This is a genomic window from Cupriavidus numazuensis (genome assembly GCF_905397435.1).
In the GTDB taxonomy this organism is placed as follows: domain Bacteria; phylum Pseudomonadota; class Gammaproteobacteria; order Burkholderiales; family Burkholderiaceae; genus Cupriavidus; species Cupriavidus numazuensis.
This window is the reverse complement of record NZ_CAJPVI010000007.1, coordinates 166,799-183,384: the sequence shown is the minus strand read 5'-3', so window position 1 is coordinate 183,384 and position 16,586 is coordinate 166,799. Positions and strand designations below refer to the sequence as shown.

Here is a 16,586-nt window from a genome sequence, read left to right as displayed (position 1 = left end):
GCACACTACGATAAAAATTCGCCCCTTTGGGGCAACCAAAACGCGTTTTTGGTTACTTTTGTCGCTCGGACAAAAGTGACTCGCCGGCTACGCCGGCGAAACAGCCGCGCCTGCCAAGCACAACACCCCTCATTGCTATACTCCCTTCCATACCCTCCAAAACCCCATCCCCTCGGAGCCCCCATGCGTCTAGATGACGAAGCCGAAAGCCAAAACGTTGAAGACCGCCGTGGCGGCTTTGGCGGTGGCGGGTTCGGTGGTCCGAAGACCATCGGCATCGGCACCGTCATCATCGCCCTTGCCGCGTCGTATTTCTTCGGCGTCGACCCGTCGGTAATCATGCAGGGCGCATCCGTCCTGCAGGGCCAGCAAGCACCGCAGCAGCAACAAGTCAACCGGCCACCGGCCACTGACAAGCTGACGGTGTTCACGAAGAAGGTGCTCGGCAATACCGAGCGAACTTGGGAACACATCTTCGAGACCGAGCTCAACCGCCGCTACGAGCCGCCCAAGCTCGTGCTGTTCTCGGGTGCCACGCCGACGGCGTGCGGTACAGGGCAATCAGCCATGGGCCCGTTCTACTGCCCCGGCGATCACAAGGTGTATATCGACCTGGCCTTCTATGACGAACTGCGCCAGCGCTTCGGCGCCGGCGGCGATTTCGCGCAAGCGTATGTGATCGCCCACGAGATCGGCCACCATGTGCAGAACCTGCTGGGTGTCTCCGACAAGGTCGATGCCGCGCGCCGCCGCATGGGCGAGGCACAAGCCAACCAGCTTTCGGTGCGCATGGAACTGCAGGCGGACTGCCTGGCCGGCGTCTGGGCCGCGACCGCGCAACGCGCGAACCAGCAGTTGCTCGAACCCGGCGATATCGAGGAAGGCCTGAAGGCCGCTGCCGCGATCGGCGATGACCGCCTGCAGCGCCAGGCGCAGGGCTATGTGGTGCCGGAAGCGTTCACGCACGGCACCAGCGAGCAGCGCGTGCGCTGGCTGCGCCAGGGCCTGACCACCGGTGACGTCCGCAAGTGCGACACGTTCGCGGCGCGCCAGCTCTGACCTCCTCAACCCGTTGCATGTGATGCGGACGTTGTTCGTGTCATAGTCCCCGCCTATAATCGCCGCCAAGGCCGCAATCCGACGGCCGTGGCCTGGCATCCCGCCCTCGCTCCTCGCGCGTGGGCAATGGCTCCCCGGCCCAGCTCCGCGGCGCGTTCCGCGAGCCTCTGTGCAGCGCGTTGCAGCGGCCATCCGGCTCTGCACAAGCGCAATCCCTTTCCCCGCAAGAAGCCGTTCCGTTCCAACCCGCATCGGAGCCGCGGCCGATCTTGTTCTCGCCGTGCGCGCCCGTGCCAGCCTGACCTGACATGGCGTCATTCTTCCTGACCCGCCCGGCCTTTGCCTGGGTGCTGGCCATCCTGACCGTGGTGGCGGGGCTCGTGGCCCTGAACCGCATCCCCATCGCCCAGTATCCGGCGGTGGCACCCCCGACGGTGATCCTTTACGCCGATTACCCCGGTGCGTCCGCGCGTACCGTGGAGGACCGCGTCACCGCCGTGCTCGAGCAGCAGATGCATGGCATCCCGGGCCTGCTCTATCTCGATTCGAGCAGCGAAGGTGGCAGCGCGACCGTAACCCTCGGCTTCCGCCAGGGCACCGATCCGCAACTCGCGCAGGTCAATGTACGCAACCGCGTGTCGCAGGCCGAGCCGCTGTTGCCGGAAGCCGTGCGGCGCGGCGGCGTGTATGTGGACCAGGCCAGCAGCAGTGCCTTCATGTATGTGTCGCTGGTGGCGGATGGCGGCCATCTCGACGAAACCGCGCTCGGCGATTTCGCGGCCGGGTCGGTACTGCCGTTGCTACGCCGCCTGCCCGGTATCGGCAAGGCCGAGCCGTATGGCGCCGAGTACGCGCTGCGCATCTGGTTCGATCCCGACAAGCTGCATGCGTACAACCTCACCACGGCAGATGTGGAGGCTGCGATCCGCGCACGCAATGGCAACGTGACGCCGGGCCAGCTTGGCGCTTCACCGGCCGTGCCGGGGCAGCCGTTCCAGGCGATCGTGCGTCCGCCCGCGCCGATGAGCGATCCGGAGGCGTTCGGCCGCATCGTCGTGCGCGCGGCCGTGGATGGCTCCGCCGTGCTGCTGCGCGATGTTGCGCGCGTGGAACTGGCGGCCAGCGACTATCGCTATGGCTCGACGCTCAATGGCCATCAGGCCGCGTCGATCGGCCTGAAGCTGGCCGATGGCGCCAATGTGCTGGCCACCTCGCGCGCCGTGCGCGCCGCGCTCGATGCCGCAAGCAAGGGCTTTCCGCACGGCGTGCGCTATGAGATCTCCTACGACGGTGCGCATTTCGTCGAGGCATCGATCTCGCGCGTGCTGCTCACGCTGGCCGAAGCCACGGTGCTGGTGTTCCTGATCCTGTACCTGTTCCTCGGCAACCTGCGTGCGACGCTGATTCCGTGCATCGTGGTGCCGGTGTCGCTGCTGGGGACCGTGGCTTGCCTGTATGCGTTCGGTCTGTCGCTGAACGTGATCACGCTGTTCGGCGTGGTGCTGGCGATCGGTATCCTGGTCGACGACGCCATCGTCGTTGTGGAAAACGTCGAGCGCATCATGCGCACCGATGGCGTTGGCGCCATGGAAGCCGCCGCACGGTCGATGCGTGAAGTCTCGGGCGCGCTGCTCGCGGTCACGCTCGTGCTGTGCGCGGTGTTCGTGCCGATGGCGTTCTTCGGCAGCGCGGTCGGCGTGATCTATCGCCACTTCGCCATCACGCTGGCGATTTCGATCGCGTTCTCGCTGTTCTTCGCGCTGTCGCTGGCGCCTGCCATGTGCGCGAGCCTGCTGCGCCACAGCGCCGCGCCGGCACGCGGCCCGCTGGCGTGGTTCGATGCACGCTTCACGGCAGTCACAACGCGCTATGCGGGCTGGGTGCACGCGCTGCAACGGCGTCGCATGCGCTGGCTAGCGGTGTATCTGGCGCTGACCGTCGCGTGCGGGTATGCGCTGTGGAAGATGCCGGGCGGCTTCCTGCCCGAGGAAGACACCGGCGAACTCGTGGTCGACATCGAACTGCCCGCAGGCAGCACGCAAGCGGAAACGCGACGGCTGGTAGCCGACCTTGAGCGTTGGATGCACACCGAACAATTCCCTGTGCGCTCGAGCTTCGCCGTGCTCGGATGGTCCAGCGGCGGCAGCGGCGAGCAGCGTGCGAGTCTCTTTATCGGTCTGACGGACTGGAACGCACGCGGTCGCAAGGACAATGCGCAGGCCGTGCTCGCGCGCCTGCAGAAGGGGCTAGAACAATGGCCGGGCCGCGGCAGTGCACAGCTCTTCGCGTACAACAGCTCGGCGTTGCCGGAACTCGGCAGCGTGGGCGGGCTCGACATGCGCCTGATCGCGCGCCAGCCGGTAGGCCGCGAGGCCTTGTTCGCTGCGCGTGATCGCCTGCTGGAAAAAGCGAAGGACGACCCGGTGCTCGGCGAGGTGCGTGCCAGTGTCGGCGAGCCGGTGCCTGCACTCGATCTGTCGATCGACTATCGCAAGGCCGAAAGCTTCGGCGTCGATGCCGAATCGATCCACCATGCGCTGTCGGCTACGCTCGGGTCACGCTACATCGACGAAGTCGCGCGCGAGGGCCGCGTGCGGCGCGTGATTCTGCAGGCCGATGCGCCGTATCGCATGCATCCGCAGCAGCTGGCACGCGTGCATGTGCGCAATGCGAGCGGCGCGATGGTATCGCTTGGCGCCTTCGCGAGCCTTGAATGGGGCCGCGGCGAGACCACGCTGGAGCGCTTCGACGGCTTCAGCTCGGTACGCATCAATGCCGAGGTCGCACCCGGCAGCGCCACCGGCACCGCGATGGCAAGGCTGACGGAACTGGTGCGCGAACTGGGCCCCGAATACGACGTGCGCTGGACCGGCCGCGCGTTCGAGCAGCAGCAGACCGGCACGCAGGCGCCGTGGCTGTTCGCGCTGTCGATGCTGTTCATCTTCCTGTGCCTGGTCGCGCTGTATGAAAGCTGGACACTGCCGCTGGCCGTGCTGGCCATCGTTCCCACGGGCCTGATGGGCGCCGCCGCCGCGATCTGGCTGCGCGGCATGCCCAACGACGTGTACTTCAAGGTCGGCGTGGTCGTGATCATGGGCCTGGCCGCGAAGAACGCGATCCTGATCGTCGAGTATGCGGAGCAACTCCGGCGCGATGGGCGCGGCCTCGTGGAAGCAGTCGGTATGGCAGCACGGCAGCGCCTGCGCCCGGTGGTGATGACGTCGCTCGCATTCATCCTGGGCGTGGTGCCTCTGGCCATCAGTACGGGCCCGGGCGCCGGTGCGCAACAAGCCGTGGGTACCGGCGTGCTGGGTGGGATGCTCGGCGCGACAGTGCTCGGTACGCTCGCGATACCGCTGCTCTATGCGTCGATTGCGCGATGGTCAGCGCCAAAGCACGCACGCACGGCGAGCGAAGCAGCCGATGCTGGCATCACGAACTGATCAATCGGGGAAAAATCGCCTGCCCGGCGCAGAGAGAAGGAGGAGGAGGTCTGCCGGGCAGGCGGGAGAGAAAACTTGCGGCCACCGAGGTGGCCGCTGCAGGTTCCGGAAGAACCCTGGGGGATGCGCGTCAGACGCGGTAGCCGTACAGCGAGCCGTCGCCAGTGCGCGAGTTGTCGGTCGAGTTCGCGGAAATCTCGCCGCTGAATGCTGCTGCGCCGTCCGTATAGACGTCGTACTTGCCTTGCTTGGCGCCGTCCGTGTAGACGTCGTATTTGCCTTGCTTGGCACCATCTACGTACGGGTCGAACTTGCCGGTGCGCAGTGCGTCGGCGTAGACATCAAACTTGCCTGCCTTGCTGGTCGCGGCAGGGGCAGCAATCGACGCGGCCGACACGGCCAGGGCCGCTACCACGAACGCGCCGCCAAGAATGCGTTTGGCGATCATTTCGGACTCCTTCAACTGATTTCGTCTTTCTTTATGTGACCGGCTAACTTCTTGCCGCTACACAATCTTTGTTGTGATGCGAGCACGGACTGAAGCTTAGTCACAGGTCGCGCCATCGGAAATGACGCTGCGACGAATGGTGAGTTGCTAGTCGTGAAACGACGACCTTGCTGACGAACGGTGCGTGTGGAGCGCCATCGGCATGCGGCCCTGCCTGGGCCCGGCAATGAGCCTGCGGGCCCGCACGCGTATGCCGTGCGGTGCCCGTTGCACAGGGTCAGAGCGTGTATTGGCCGCTGGCCTCGGGCTGGAAGGTGATCTCCGTCACCGTGACGTGCTGTTCACGGCCATCGGGCAGGCGATAGCTCACGGTCTCGCCCGCGCGCGCGCCCAGCAGCGCCTGGCCCACCGGCGACAGCACCGACAGGCGGCCTGCATCGAAATCGGCTTCATCGGGGTAGACCAGCGTCCACAGGCGCGGCGTCGCGTCGCCCTGCAGCGCGCAGACCAGGCGGGAGTTCATGGTGACGACATCGGTCGGGATGTCTTGCGGCGCGACGATTGCCGCGCGTGCGAGCAGCGCATCGAGCATGTCGGCCATGGGGCCGGCGCCGGGGCGGCTGGCAATGCGCTCCAGGCGCGTGACGTCGAGTTCGGTCAGGTAGAGGGTCGGTGCGGTCGGGTTGGTGGCCGTCATGGCTAATCCTCCATCAAGGGTCGTAGTGATCAGGTTTGGCCCGGCATCGTTGGCGGGGCGGCAATGCCGGCACCGGACATGCGGGAACATCAGAAACGGTGAAGCGAAAGCTGCATCGGTGCGTCACACGGCTGCAAGTCGCGCGGAACGCACGCGTGTCAGGACACTGGCGTAGGGCTAGGGCCCGGTTCGGCCCGGGCCCCGGTGGGGACGGTCAGGCTGGGAACCGGGCGGGATCAGGCGGAGCGCTGACCCGGCGTCGAGGCGTCATGCGCGTGGCCAGGGCCATGGCACCGGCGCGCACGCACGCCTGCCGCGCGGTGCGGGCAGGAACGGCGGACAGCGATTGGCGAGCTGGCATGGTGGTCACGCGAATAACAGGCACTAGGAACTGGAATCACCCGCACCGGTCTGGTGCAGAGAGGGGAACTGGGATCGTAGCACAGGCCGTGCGGCGTGCGCGGCCGTCAACCGGCGTGCCCGCCGCTTGGATGCGCGTGGCACTCGCACGGCGCCCCGGCCGCCGCCTGCTGCAGGTTCTGCAGGATGCCGCATTCGCTGGCGGCCTGGTGCTGGTGGTGGCAGGTCTCGCGCAACGCGCGCAACTGGCTTTCCAGCGCTTCCAGCGCCACGCGCTGCGCATGGATCTGCTCGATCTGGCGGTCCAGCAGCGCGTTGACGTCGTCACAGTCCTGCGACGGGTTGCGCTCGAAGTCACGCAGCCGGCGCACGTCCGACAGGCTCATGCCCAGCGAGCGGCAATGCCGCACGAAATTGAGCTGGACCAGATGAGGCTCGCCGTAGCGGCGGTAGCCGTTGTCTTCGCGCTGCGGGGCATCGAGCACGCCTTCGCGCTCGTAGTACCGGATGGTTTCGACGTCGCAACCGCTGTGCCGGGAGAGCTCGCCAATTCGCATGGTGCTGGAATCTCTGTAGTGACTACGGGGTTGAACGCAGTGTAGTCCAGAAGCGAATCGTTTGCCGAGGCGGCGTCAGCGGCACCCGGCGATCCCGCGGGCCTCGTCGCGCAGCGTCATCGTGCGCGGCGCAAATGCGTCGCGGATATGCTGCGCGGCCAGTTCCGGGCGGGCCGTGCCGCACATGAAGATATCCACAGCCGCGAAGCCGTACTCAGGCCACGTATGGATGCTGATATGCGATTCCTTGAGCAGCAGCACGCCCGTAACGCCAAGTCCCGGACCGAAATGCTGGAAGCGTGCATCCACTGGCGTTGCCCCGGCGGCGTGCGCCGACGCGTACAGCACACGTTCGACCAACGCCGCATCGGTCAGCAGGTCCGGTGCAACGCCCTGCAGGTCGAGCAGCAGGTGACGGCCCAGCACGGCCGGGCACGGCAGCAGAGGCGCATTCACGATGCCGGCCTCACTTGTGCCCACCGCCCGACGACCAGCTGCCACCGCCGCTGCTGCCGCCCCAAACACGTCCGGCCCCACCGGAGCCGCCCGAGCGGGAATCCGTGCCGGAACCGAGGTTGTAGAACGTCGCGCCGAACAGCACGATCAGTCCGTAGATCAGATAGAGAAGTCGCACGTCGTCAGTCCTTTGACCAGCGGCCCACGAGCCACAGCGGTGCCCACAGCAGCAGCATGGCGAAGACCAGCGTGATCCAGCCGCTGTCTCTGACCAGCACCACCGGTACGTTGAGGATCGCCAGCACGATGGCGTACCACTTCGCGGCCTTGCGGCAGAACGCGAGATCGGAGTTGTCCGGCGACTTGCGCGTAGCGGCGTCCGGCCGCGTGGCGGCCTTGGCGAGCGCCTTGTTGTCCTTGAACCATTGCGCCACCTGCACACGGGTCACCGGGACGGAGCGGGTCCACACGATTTCCGTGTCGGTGGTCTCGCGCGTCAGGCGCTGTTGCGGGTTGCCGAATTCCGTCAGTTGCGTGCTGTCGCCCACGCGCACGCGCCAGTTGAAGGTGCCCGCGGCATACAGCACTTCGCTGCGATAGTCGAAGCCCTTGCGGAAGAAGCCGCCCTGCCAGGTCGCCACGTCGGCGGAAGACAGTCGTGGCCAGGTATCGAGTACCTCGACCTTGTCCCAGCCGCTGTCCTGCTCCACGAGCCAGAACATGCCGCGCTCTTCGTTGAAGAGCAGGTATTCGACCCACGTGGACGCTTCGTCCTCGTCGTTGTCCGTGCATTGCATGAGCCCGAGCACGGTGTAGGGCTTGCCGCCGATATTGCCGGTATCACCGGGCGCCAGGCTGGTCTTGAGCGCCTCCAGTTCCTTGTGCTTTTCCAGCACGATGGCGGTGGACGTGGTGCAGTCGACTTCGCTGTGGCAGCTGCCGCAGACGACGAAGCTCGCCATGCCGGCGCGATAGGCAATCGGGCTGCCGCAGTTTGGGCAGGCCAGCGATACCGTCTTGCCGCGATAACGGTCCGCTGTGCGGCCGATTTCGTCAGCCGGACGCAGCAATTGCGTCTTGAGCTGATCCAGCGTGACAAGCTGGCCCGTGTAGACGGCCGGCGGAAAGCCGTCGGCATAGTCGAGCGTCAGGAAGCGGCCTTCATCGCGGAAGTCGGCCACCTGCGCCGTCCAGCCCGTGCCGACGACGAACGGCAGTTCGCCTTCACCGCCCGTGCAGCGTGCGGTGCGCACGTCGCCGGCGAGCCAGCGGCGCTTGTCGAAGAACAGGCTGTCACCTGGGCGCAGGGCCTCGAACTTCGGCGGCGTATCGAACTGACCTGTCGCGGCCTGTTCCGGCGACAAGCGGCGCGTGAGCATGTACTGGCCCGAGGCATCGGCCAGCCAGCCGTCGCTGCCATCGTCGAACAGCAGGTACCACTCGTTCCACAACCCCGCTTCATAGCGCAGCTGGATGCGCCCCACCAGCGTGAAGCCCTGCCCCTGCCACTGGCCCGAGGTGTTGAGCTGCAGCGGCGTGTAGTCTTCGAGCACGGCCGACATCTTGCCGATGTCTTTGACCGACTCGGCATCCTTGACCAGCGTGCTGTGGCAGTACTCGCATACGGCCATGACGGCGGCGGAGGAGCGGAACGCGACCTCCGCGCCGCAACCAGGACAGTTGACCTGTTGCATGCAGCCCCGTCAGCCGACCAGCTTCTTGAGGATCTCGGCCTTGGCGCTGTCGAACTCGGCCTGCGTGATCAGGCTCTTGTCGAGCAGTTCCTTGAGCTTCTGGAGGCGCGCGGCGGGATCGTCCGCCGCGGCCGCAGCCGGCGCCGCGGGCGGCACCGCAGGCGCGGGTACGCCCGGTGCCCCTGCGGTTCCGGCTAGTCCGCCAGCCATCGCCTGCCCCATCACCGCGCCCGCAGCCAGGCTCGCGCCGAGTCCTGCCACGCCGCCCTCGTTCTGCGCGGCCAGCGGGATCGAGCTGGCGACCTGGTACTGCGTGTACTTCGCCATGTCCCCCATCATCCCCATCGAGATACGCGTGTCGATGGCCTTCTGCAGCTCTTCCGGCAGCGAGACATTGGTGACCGCGAAGTTGTCGAGCGCCACGCCGTAGCGCTCGAACTCGGGCGCCAGCCGCTCGCGGATGGTCTGCGACATCAGCGCCTGGTTGGCCGCCATGTCGAGGAACGGCAGCGACGAGGCGCCGAGCGCGTTCGTCATGGTGGCGATCAGCAGGTTGCGCAACTGCTCCTCGACCTCGTCACGCGTGTATTCGGCACGCGTGCCGCTGATCTCGCTGTAGAACTTCCCCGCATCGGCAACCTTGTACGAGTACAGGCCGAATGCGCGCAGCCGCACCATGCCGAAGTCCGCGTCGCGGATCGTGATGGGTTGCGGCGTCCCCCACTTGCGGCCGATCTGCAGGCGCGTGCTGAAGAAGTAGACGTCCGACTTGAAGGGCGATTCGAACAGCTTGTCCCAGTTCTTCAGGTAGGTCAGCACCGGCAGCGTCTGCGTGGTGAGCTTGTACATGCCGGGACCGAACACGTCGGCGATCTTGCCTTCGTTGACGAACACCGCCATCTGCGACTCGCGCACGGTCAGGCTGCCGCCGTACTGGATTTCCATGTCCTCCATCGGATAGCGCCAGGCCAGCACGCCGTCCGTGTCCTCCGTCCACTGGAGGATGTCGATGAACTGCTTCTTGATGAAAGAACCGATGCTCATGTCAGTGCTCCTCTTGCGTGGATGCGCGATCCGGTAGTCGGACGCGTTTCAGGACAGGCAGGCCGCGTTGATCGCGCCCACGGTGACCGAGATGGTGCCCATCAGGGCGCCCATGCCGATGTTGTTGGATTCGATGGCGGCGTCCATGTCGGGCAGCGCGCGCGTCAGGCCGGCGTACACCAGCGCCTGGACAATCATGGCGCCAACCGCCCACGACAGGAACGTCGGAAAGGTATCGTTGTGCTGGATCGACGAAGACAGCGTAAAGCAGAAGCCGAGGACCGCACCACCGAGCGACAGCGCCGCCGCGATGTTGCCCTGGCGGATCAGCGTGAACTCGTGGAACGGCGTGATCCTGGTGTAGACTCCGACGAACACGGCAAGCAGGACAAGGCTTGCCAGCAGGTGCAGTGCGTAGGCGTAGATCGGTTGCATGCTGTTTCCGTAGCGGTTGTCGACAGCGCCGGTATTCGCGTAGGTATGCGTGCCGATTTCGACGACACAGGACATTTGACTACGATTGCGCCGGCAGCGCGCGAATGCGCCGCAAGTATATCCGCAGTCTCATCCGCCAGCTTCCCCGAACCGTTCAAAACCCCGCCAGACTGCCGCCTGATGCGCGACCGTACCCTCGTTATTTCGGTGTTGATCGTGGCCTCCTGCGGGCTTGGCTACGAACTGATCGCCGGCGCCCTGTCCAGCTACCTGCTGGGCGATTCCATCCTCCAGTTCTCGTCGATCATCGGCTGCTACCTGTTCGCCATGGGCGTCGGGTCGTGGCTGTCGCGCTATGTGAAGGACGAGGACGTGCTGGCCCGCTTCATCGACATCGAGGTGCTGGTCGGCCTGCTCGGCGGCATCTCGGCGGCGCTGCTGTTCGTGGTGTTCGCGTGGCTGTCGGCGCCGTTCCGCACAGCGCTGTATGCGCTGGTGTTCCTGACCGGCGTGCTCGTGGGCATGGAGATCCCGCTGGTCATGCGCATCCTGAACGCGCGCCGCGCGGCCTTCAGCGATCTGGTGAGCCGCGTGCTGACGTTCGACTACCTGGGCGCGCTGGCGGTGTCGCTGGTCTTCCCGCTGGTGCTCGCGCCGCGGCTCGGCCTGTCGCGCACGGGCTTCCTGTTCGGCATGCTCAACGCGGCCGTGGCGCTCTACACCACGCGCCTGTTTCGCGACGAACTGCCGCAGGTGCCGCTGCGCACGATGCGTGCGCTGGTAGTCATCGCGCTGCTCGGCGCCGGCTTTGCCGGCTCGGACCGGCTCACGCACTGGGCCGAACGCGGACTGTTTGGCGACGAGATTATCCACAGCGAATCCACACCGTACCAGCGGCTCGTGATCACGCGCTGGAAGGACGACCTGCGCCTGTACATCAACGGCAACCTGCAGTTCTCGTCGCGTGACGAGCACCGCTACCATGAGGCGCTCGTACACCCGGTGCTGCAGGCGCTGCCGTGGGCGCGCCGCGTGCTCGTGATCGGCGGCGGCGATGGTCTTGCGCTGCGCGAGATCCTGCGTCACCGCAATATCGAGCATGTGACGCTGGTTGATCTCGATCCGGCCATGACCACGCTGTTCTCGCAAAGCGCGCCACTGCGCGCGCTCAACCGCGACTCGCTGCGCGACGCGCGCGTGACCGTGGTCAACGCCGATGCGGCGCAATGGATGGAGCAGAACGCCGAGGTATTCGACGCCATCATCGTCGACTTGCCAGATCCGTCCAACTTCGGTCTGGGCAAGCTGTATTCGGTGCCGATGTACCGGCTGCTGTCGCGCCATCTGGCCGAGAAGGGGTATGCGGTGGTGCAGTCGACTTCGCCGTATTACGCGCCGCGTTCGTTCTGGGGCATCGATGCCACGCTGCACGAAGCCGGCCTGCACACATGGCCCTACCATGCCTATGTGCCCTCGTTCGGCGAATGGGGCTTCATTCTCGCCGGCAAGCGCAGCGACTACACGCCGCCGACGCGCTACGACATGCCGATGAAATTCCTGGACGCCGACAGCACCGCGCTGATGTTCCGCTTCCCGCCCGACATGGCGCCGCGCGCGGGCCATGCAAATCGCCTCAACGAGCAATCGCTCGTGCATGACTTCGAGCGGGACTGGGGCAATGTCATTCGCTGAACCGTCGACGAAAGCGCCGTGATCGATCGACGCACGTTCCTGATTGGCGCGTCCGCCGCGCTGGCCGGTTGCGACCGGCTTGGCGACGCCTCGCGCCGCTTTCTGTCCGGCGTGGGACTCTATGAGCCCGCGCCTGTCGTGCTGCGCCCGGGCATGGCGCAGGGCCATGCATTGCGCGACAACGCGCGATTGCCGCAGCCCGACGGCGAACTACGCACGGATGTCGCCATTCTCGGCAGTGGTGCCGCGGGCCTGTCAGCCGCATGGCAACTGGCGCGCGCGGGCATGCGCGATTTCATCGTGATCGACGGTCCCGAGTTCGGCGGCAATACGGCGGCCGGGCAGTTCGGTGACCTGGGCTTCCCACGCGGTGCGCATTACCTGCCGCTGCCGTCGGCGGAGTCGACGCATATGCGCGAAATGCTTGCGGACGTCGGCGTGATCGAACAGGGTCCGTTCAGCACGCGACCACGCTTCGATGAGCGCGCCGTCGTCCACGCGCCGGAAGAGCGGCACTACCGCAACGGCCAGTGGCATGACGGCCTGCTGCCGACCGACGGACTCGATGCCGACGAACGCACGCAGCATGCGCGCTTCTTCGCGCGTATCAGCGCACTCCGCGACGCACGCGGCAACGACGGGCGCCGCGTCTTCACCATTCCGCTCGCGCTGGCCTCGCAGGACCCGCAGTGGACGGCGCTCGATGCGCGCACCTTCCGCCAGTGGCTGCAGGACGAAGGCTTCACGTCATCGACGCTCCATGCCTACGCCGATTATTGCTGCCGCGACGACTACGGCGCCGGCCACGATGTCGTCTCCGCATGGGCAGGCCTGCACTACTTCGCGAGCCGCGGCGGCCATGCGCAGAACGCCGCGGATGGCGCGGTGCTGACCTGGCCTGACGGGCTGCACGGGCTGGTGTCGAAGCTGACTGCGCGCATCGGCGCGCTGACCGGCCGTGCGGACTGGCATCGCCCAGGCATGGCGCTCAAGGTGGAGGAGTCGCGCGACGGCGTCGATGTGCTCTGCACCGGCATGGCGGACGCAAGCGGCGCACCGCGCACGGTGCGGTTGCGTGCGCGGCGCGTGATCTGCGCCATGCCGCTGCACGTAGCCGCGCATCTGATGCCGCTTGCGCGCTTCGGCTTCGACGCGGCACGCCACCTGCCACCCCATGCGGCCTGGCTGGTATCGAGCTTCCAGTTGCGAGGCTTTCCTGCGGAAGCCCCAGGCGTGCCGCTGGCCTGGGACAACGTCGTCCATGGTTCTCGCGCACTCGGCTATGTGGTGGCGACGCACCAACTGATCCGGCAAGCGCCGCCGGCGCGTACGGTCTTCACGGCGTATTGTCCGCTCGATGGCGCTGCAATCGGCCATGCCACGGCGCCGGCCGAAGTTCGGCGCTGGCTGGCCGAAGCCAGCCCGGCCGATCTGATGGACTATGCCGTGACCGACTTGCGCGAAGTCTACGGCCGCGGATTCTGGCGTCACGCCGATCGTGTGGAAATCACTGCACGCGGGCACGCGATGGCGTCGCCGCTGCCTGGCTTCCTGACCAACGCGGGCGCGGCGGCGCTGCGTGCGGTGGACGGCCCCATCCAGTTCGCGCACGCCGACCTGTCGGGGCTGTCGGTGTTCGAGGAGGCCGCCTGGTGGGGTACCCGGGCCGCCGCACGCATGGTTGGCTAGCGATCATTACGCCACCGCGAGGCACGGCGCCATCCTGTAGAATTCGGGCCATCCCCTTTGTGTTTCCGTTGTCGCGTGCGCACCATCCGGCTCCTCCTGCTGGTCCTGATGCTGGCCTACCTGCCGTTCCAGGCGTGGGCCGGTGGCGGCGTGCACGTGCAGGATGCCAGCGCGTGCGCGGCAGCGCAGGCCGACAGCCATCCGGCCAGCGCCTGCACGGCAATGGAAGATGCCGCGCCGGGGAGCACCGCCCCGGCCGAAGTGGCCGAAACCGCCGAGTCTTCACCGCCCGGCTCCGACCTTGCGGAGCAGCTTCTGCCCGCGCCGCAGTTCCGCGTTGCTGCCAGTCCCGGCCAGTCCGGGCTGCCGCGCTACGCCGGCGCTGCCCTGCCTGACCCCGACCTTCCCCTGCTGCCGCGTCCACCGCGCGGCTGATCCCCACCTGCGCGGCAATCGCCGCGCATGACCGTTCCTGCGTGCTGCGCCGTTGACGCGCCGCGCGCGCCTGCGGCTTGTCCGCGTCTTTCCTGCTGTCCTGCTCCACTCTCATGAAACGCGTCCTGCTTTTCCTGGCGACCAACCTCGCCGTCATGCTTGTCCTCAGCATCACCGCCAGCGTCCTTGGCGTGAACCGCTTCCTGACCTCGAACGGTCTCAACCTCGGCATGCTGCTCGCCTTTGCCGCGCTGATGGGCTTCGGCGGCGCCTTCATTTCGCTGCTGATGTCCAAGACCATTGCCAAGTGGTCCACCGGTGCGCAGGTCATTACGCACCCGAGCACCAGCACCGAACTGTGGCTGGTGCAGACCGTGCAGAAGCTGTCGCAGAAGGCCGGACTGCCGATGCCGGAAGTGGCGATGTACGAGGGCGAGCCCAATGCGTTCGCGACGGGCGCGACGAAGAACAGCTCGCTGGTTGCCGTTTCGACCGGCCTGCTGCAGTCGATGTCGCATGACGAGGTGGAAGCCGTGCTGGCGCATGAAGTGGCCCACATCGCCAATGGCGACATGGTCACGCTCACGCTGATCCAGGGCGTGGTCAACACGTTCGTGATCTTCCTCGCACGCGTGGTCGGCTACTTCGTCGATTCGATGCTGCGCAAGAACGACGAGGAGTCGAGCGGGCCCGGTATTGGCTACATGGTCACGGTGATCGTCTGCGAAATCGTCTTCGGCGTGCTGGCCAGCATCATCGTGGCCGCTTTTTCTCGCCGTCGCGAGTTCCGAGCCGATGCCGGTGCGGCAAGCCTGATGGGCTCGCCCACGCCGATGGTGGGCGCGTTGCGCCGCTTGGGCGGACTGGATGCGGACGGGCTGCCGCAGAACATGCAGGCCATGGGCATAGCAGGTGGAAAGTCGTGGATGGAGCTGTTCTCGAGCCATCCGCCGATCGAGCAGCGCATTGCGGCGCTGCAGTCGGCACGCTGAAGCCGATTCATCGCTGCGACCCGCACCAGGGCCACGGCGGCCCGGTCGGTCTCGCAGGCATCCTGTCAGGGAGCAAGAGATGCAAGCGAACCTGTTGGACATCACCAGTACCGCCTGGCGCGCCGCCCTGGAGCGCTGCAGCCATGATTGCCACCACACGCCCGCGTGGCTGAAGACAGCGGAGCGCAGCGAACGCGGGCGGGCGTTCGCGGTGCATGTGACAAATGGCACCCACGAACTGCTGGTGCCGTTCGTGCGCCGCGAGATCACCGAGGGCCTGTGGGACGCCACCTCGGCGTATGGGTACGGCGGCCCGCTCACGAGCACGGGCGCGCCGCCGGAGTTCGCCGATGCCGCGTTACGGGCCGCGGTGCAGATGCTGCGCGAAGCCGGCTGCGTGGCCTGCTTCCTGCGCCTGCACCCGCTGCTGAACGCGCACTGGCAGAGTTCGCTGGGTCTGGTGCTCGAGCAGGGGTTGACCGTGTCGGTCGACCTGACCAAACCGCCCGAGAAACTCTGGCAGGAGACCCAGTCCCGCCACAAGCTCGGCATCAACCGCGCCCGGCGCGCGGGTGTGACGGTACGGCTCGATGAGCACTTCGAAACGCTTTCCCGGTTCATTGACATCTACAACCAGACCATGACGCGCCGCTGCGCCACGGACTACTACTTCTTCGACACGCAGTACTACCGTTCGCTGGTGGAAGAACTCGGCGACGACCTCATGCTGCTGGTGGCCGAAGAAGAAGGCCAGATCATCGGCGGTGCATTCTTCACGCTCGCGCGGCGGTCCGGCATCATGCAGTACCACCTGTCAGGATCGGACTGGGACTACCGCCACCGGCAGCCGACCAAGATCATCATCCACACCGCGCGCGAATGGGGCCGCATGAACGGCTTCTCGCGGCTGCATCTTGGCGGCGGACTCGGCTCGGCCACGGACTCGCTGCATGAATTCAAGCGCGGATTCTCGCCGGACACCCACGTCTTCGCCACGCAGCGCGTGGTCGTCAATCCCGAGGCCTACCGGGCCTTGTCGGAAGGACGGAGTACCTCGACGGACGATCTGAGCGGCTATTTCCCGGCCTACCGGCGGCCTCTTCCCGTCAAGGTGCCGGCGGGCAGCAGGCTGGCCGCCTGAGCGCTCATTCGTTGACGCGGCCGCGCAGCGCCTTGACCTGGCTGCGCTGGTTCTTTCCCTCCAGGCGCCGCTTGCGCGAGGCGAGCGTGGGTCGTGTCGGACGGCGCGTGCGCGGTGGCGTTGCCACGCTGGCAACCAGTTCGTGCAGGCGCCGGACCGCATCGTCGCGGTTCAGCTCGAGGCTGCGGTGCTGTTGCGCCTTGATGACAACCACCCCATCGCGCGTGATACGGTGGTCATGCAGTTGCAGCAGCCGCTCCTTGTGGTCGGGCGCGAGCGAGGACGCGCGCACGTCGTAGCGCAGGTGCACCGCGTTGGACACCTTGTTGATGTTCTGCCCGCCCGCGCCCTGTGCGCGGATCGCCGTGATGTCGTACTCGTGGTGGGGGATCAGGAAATCGTCGGGCATGCGCGCATCATAGCAAGGCGCATGCCCGGGATTTT

At 66.5% G+C, this 16,586-nt stretch carries 16 protein-coding genes; 7 read left to right on the top strand and 9 right to left on the bottom strand.

Annotated features, from left to right (window positions below):
- Positions 1-183: 183 nt before the first annotated feature.
- Together ypfJ and KHO41_RS08240 are read left to right on the top strand one after the other, a co-directional pair.
- Entirely contained in the window at positions 184-1,059 is an 876-nt protein-coding gene (ypfJ, locus tag KHO41_RS08245) for a KPN_02809 family neutral zinc metallopeptidase (protein WP_211952788.1), read from the top strand.
- Positions 1,060-1,367: 308 nt separating this feature from the next.
- Positions 1,368-4,502, top strand: coding sequence for a multidrug efflux RND transporter permease subunit (locus KHO41_RS08240; protein ID WP_211952787.1), 3,135 nt, complete (start codon positions 1,368-1,370; stop codon positions 4,500-4,502).
- Positions 4,503-4,632: 130 nt separating this feature from the next.
- On the opposite strand, the gene KHO41_RS08235 is transcribed toward KHO41_RS08240, so the two are convergent.
- The 8 genes from KHO41_RS08235 to KHO41_RS08200 form a co-directional block, all read right to left on the bottom strand.
- A complete protein-coding gene (locus tag KHO41_RS08235) occupies positions 4,633-4,950 on the bottom strand; it encodes a hypothetical protein (RefSeq protein WP_211952786.1) in 318 nt (105 codons plus the stop codon).
- Positions 4,951-5,227: 277 nt separating this feature from the next.
- On the bottom strand, positions 5,228-5,647 hold the full coding sequence (rnk, locus tag KHO41_RS08230) for a nucleoside diphosphate kinase regulator (protein WP_211952785.1): 420 nt from the start codon (positions 5,645-5,647) through the stop codon (positions 5,228-5,230).
- Between the two features lie 467 nt (positions 5,648-6,114).
- Complete coding sequence (locus tag KHO41_RS08225) at positions 6,115-6,564, bottom strand: Cd(II)/Pb(II)-responsive transcriptional regulator (RefSeq protein ID WP_211952784.1); 450 nt, start codon at positions 6,562-6,564, stop codon at positions 6,115-6,117.
- A 75-nt stretch (positions 6,565-6,639) separates the two neighbouring features.
- Positions 6,640-7,020 carry an adenosylmethionine decarboxylase gene (speD, locus tag KHO41_RS08220; RefSeq protein WP_211952783.1) on the bottom strand — a complete coding sequence of 127 codons (381 nt, stop codon included), beginning with the start codon at positions 7,018-7,020 and terminating at the stop codon, positions 6,640-6,642.
- A gap of 10 nt (positions 7,021-7,030) precedes the next feature.
- The gene (locus KHO41_RS08215) at positions 7,031-7,198 is read right to left on the bottom strand and encodes a hypothetical protein (RefSeq protein ID WP_211952782.1); all 168 of its coding nucleotides are present in this window, start codon (positions 7,196-7,198) and stop codon (positions 7,031-7,033) included.
- Positions 7,199-7,202: 4 nt separating this feature from the next.
- Positions 7,203-8,714, bottom strand: coding sequence for a DUF4178 domain-containing protein (locus KHO41_RS08210; protein WP_211952781.1), 1,512 nt, complete (start codon positions 8,712-8,714; stop codon positions 7,203-7,205).
- A gap of 9 nt (positions 8,715-8,723) precedes the next feature.
- Complete coding sequence (locus tag KHO41_RS08205; RefSeq protein WP_211952780.1) at positions 8,724-9,758, bottom strand: SPFH domain-containing protein; 1,035 nt, start codon at positions 9,756-9,758, stop codon at positions 8,724-8,726.
- Positions 9,759-9,806: 48 nt separating this feature from the next.
- Complete coding sequence (locus KHO41_RS08200) at positions 9,807-10,193, bottom strand: DUF350 domain-containing protein (RefSeq protein ID WP_211952797.1); 387 nt, start codon at positions 10,191-10,193, stop codon at positions 9,807-9,809.
- Positions 10,194-10,373: 180 nt separating this feature from the next.
- Between KHO41_RS08200 and KHO41_RS08195 the strand changes: the two genes are divergently transcribed.
- The 5 genes from KHO41_RS08195 (at position 10,374) to KHO41_RS08175 (ending at position 16,142) form a co-directional block, all read left to right on the top strand.
- Positions 10,374-11,885, top strand: coding sequence for a polyamine aminopropyltransferase (locus tag KHO41_RS08195; RefSeq protein WP_211952779.1), 1,512 nt, complete (start codon positions 10,374-10,376; stop codon positions 11,883-11,885).
- A gap of 21 nt (positions 11,886-11,906) precedes the next feature.
- A complete protein-coding gene (locus KHO41_RS08190; RefSeq protein WP_211952796.1) occupies positions 11,907-13,574 on the top strand; it encodes an NAD(P)-binding protein in 1,668 nt (555 codons plus the stop codon).
- Between the two features lie 57 nt (positions 13,575-13,631).
- Positions 13,632-14,009, top strand: a complete 378-nt coding sequence (locus KHO41_RS08185) for a hypothetical protein (protein WP_244873747.1) — start codon at positions 13,632-13,634, stop codon at positions 14,007-14,009.
- Positions 14,010-14,122: 113 nt separating this feature from the next.
- On the top strand, positions 14,123-15,001 hold the full coding sequence (gene htpX / locus KHO41_RS08180; RefSeq protein WP_211952778.1) for a protease HtpX: 879 nt from the start codon (positions 14,123-14,125) through the stop codon (positions 14,999-15,001).
- A gap of 79 nt (positions 15,002-15,080) precedes the next feature.
- Positions 15,081-16,142 carry a lipid II:glycine glycyltransferase FemX gene (locus KHO41_RS08175; protein WP_211952777.1) on the top strand — a complete coding sequence of 354 codons (1,062 nt, stop codon included), beginning with the start codon at positions 15,081-15,083 and terminating at the stop codon, positions 16,140-16,142.
- A gap of 4 nt (positions 16,143-16,146) precedes the next feature.
- On the opposite strand, the gene arfB is transcribed toward KHO41_RS08175, so the two are convergent.
- Complete coding sequence (gene arfB, locus KHO41_RS08170; RefSeq protein ID WP_211952776.1) at positions 16,147-16,551, bottom strand: alternative ribosome rescue aminoacyl-tRNA hydrolase ArfB; 405 nt, start codon at positions 16,549-16,551, stop codon at positions 16,147-16,149.
- Between the last annotated feature and the right edge of the window lie 35 nt (positions 16,552-16,586).

Bases quoted from the DNA above. Each gene is read 5' to 3' on its own strand.
- rnk (WP_211952785.1), bottom strand. From the start codon at position 5,647: ATGACGGCCACCAACCCGACCGCACCGACCCTCTACCTGACCGAACTC.
- KHO41_RS08205 (WP_211952780.1), bottom strand. From the start codon at position 9,758: ATGAGCATCGGTTCTTTCATCAAGAAGCAGTTCATCGACATCCTCCAG.
- KHO41_RS08195 (WP_211952779.1), top strand. From the start codon at position 10,374: ATGCGCGACCGTACCCTCGTTATTTCGGTGTTGATCGTGGCCTCCTGC.
- KHO41_RS08235 (WP_211952786.1), bottom strand. From the start codon at position 4,950: ATGATCGCCAAACGCATTCTTGGCGGCGCGTTCGTGGTAGCGGCCCTG.
- ypfJ (WP_211952788.1), top strand. From the start codon at position 184: ATGCGTCTAGATGACGAAGCCGAAAGCCAAAACGTTGAAGACCGCCGT.
- arfB (WP_211952776.1), bottom strand. From the start codon at position 16,551: ATGCCCGACGATTTCCTGATCCCCCACCACGAGTACGACATCACGGCG.
- KHO41_RS08200 (WP_211952797.1), bottom strand. From the start codon at position 10,193: ATGCAACCGATCTACGCCTACGCACTGCACCTGCTGGCAAGCCTTGTC.
- KHO41_RS08175 (WP_211952777.1), top strand. From the start codon at position 15,081: ATGCAAGCGAACCTGTTGGACATCACCAGTACCGCCTGGCGCGCCGCC.
- KHO41_RS08225 (WP_211952784.1), bottom strand. From the start codon at position 6,564: ATGCGAATTGGCGAGCTCTCCCGGCACAGCGGTTGCGACGTCGAAACC.
- KHO41_RS08210 (WP_211952781.1), bottom strand. From the start codon at position 8,714: ATGCAACAGGTCAACTGTCCTGGTTGCGGCGCGGAGGTCGCGTTCCGC.
- KHO41_RS08240 (WP_211952787.1), top strand. From the start codon at position 1,368: ATGGCGTCATTCTTCCTGACCCGCCCGGCCTTTGCCTGGGTGCTGGCC.
- htpX (WP_211952778.1), top strand. From the start codon at position 14,123: ATGAAACGCGTCCTGCTTTTCCTGGCGACCAACCTCGCCGTCATGCTT.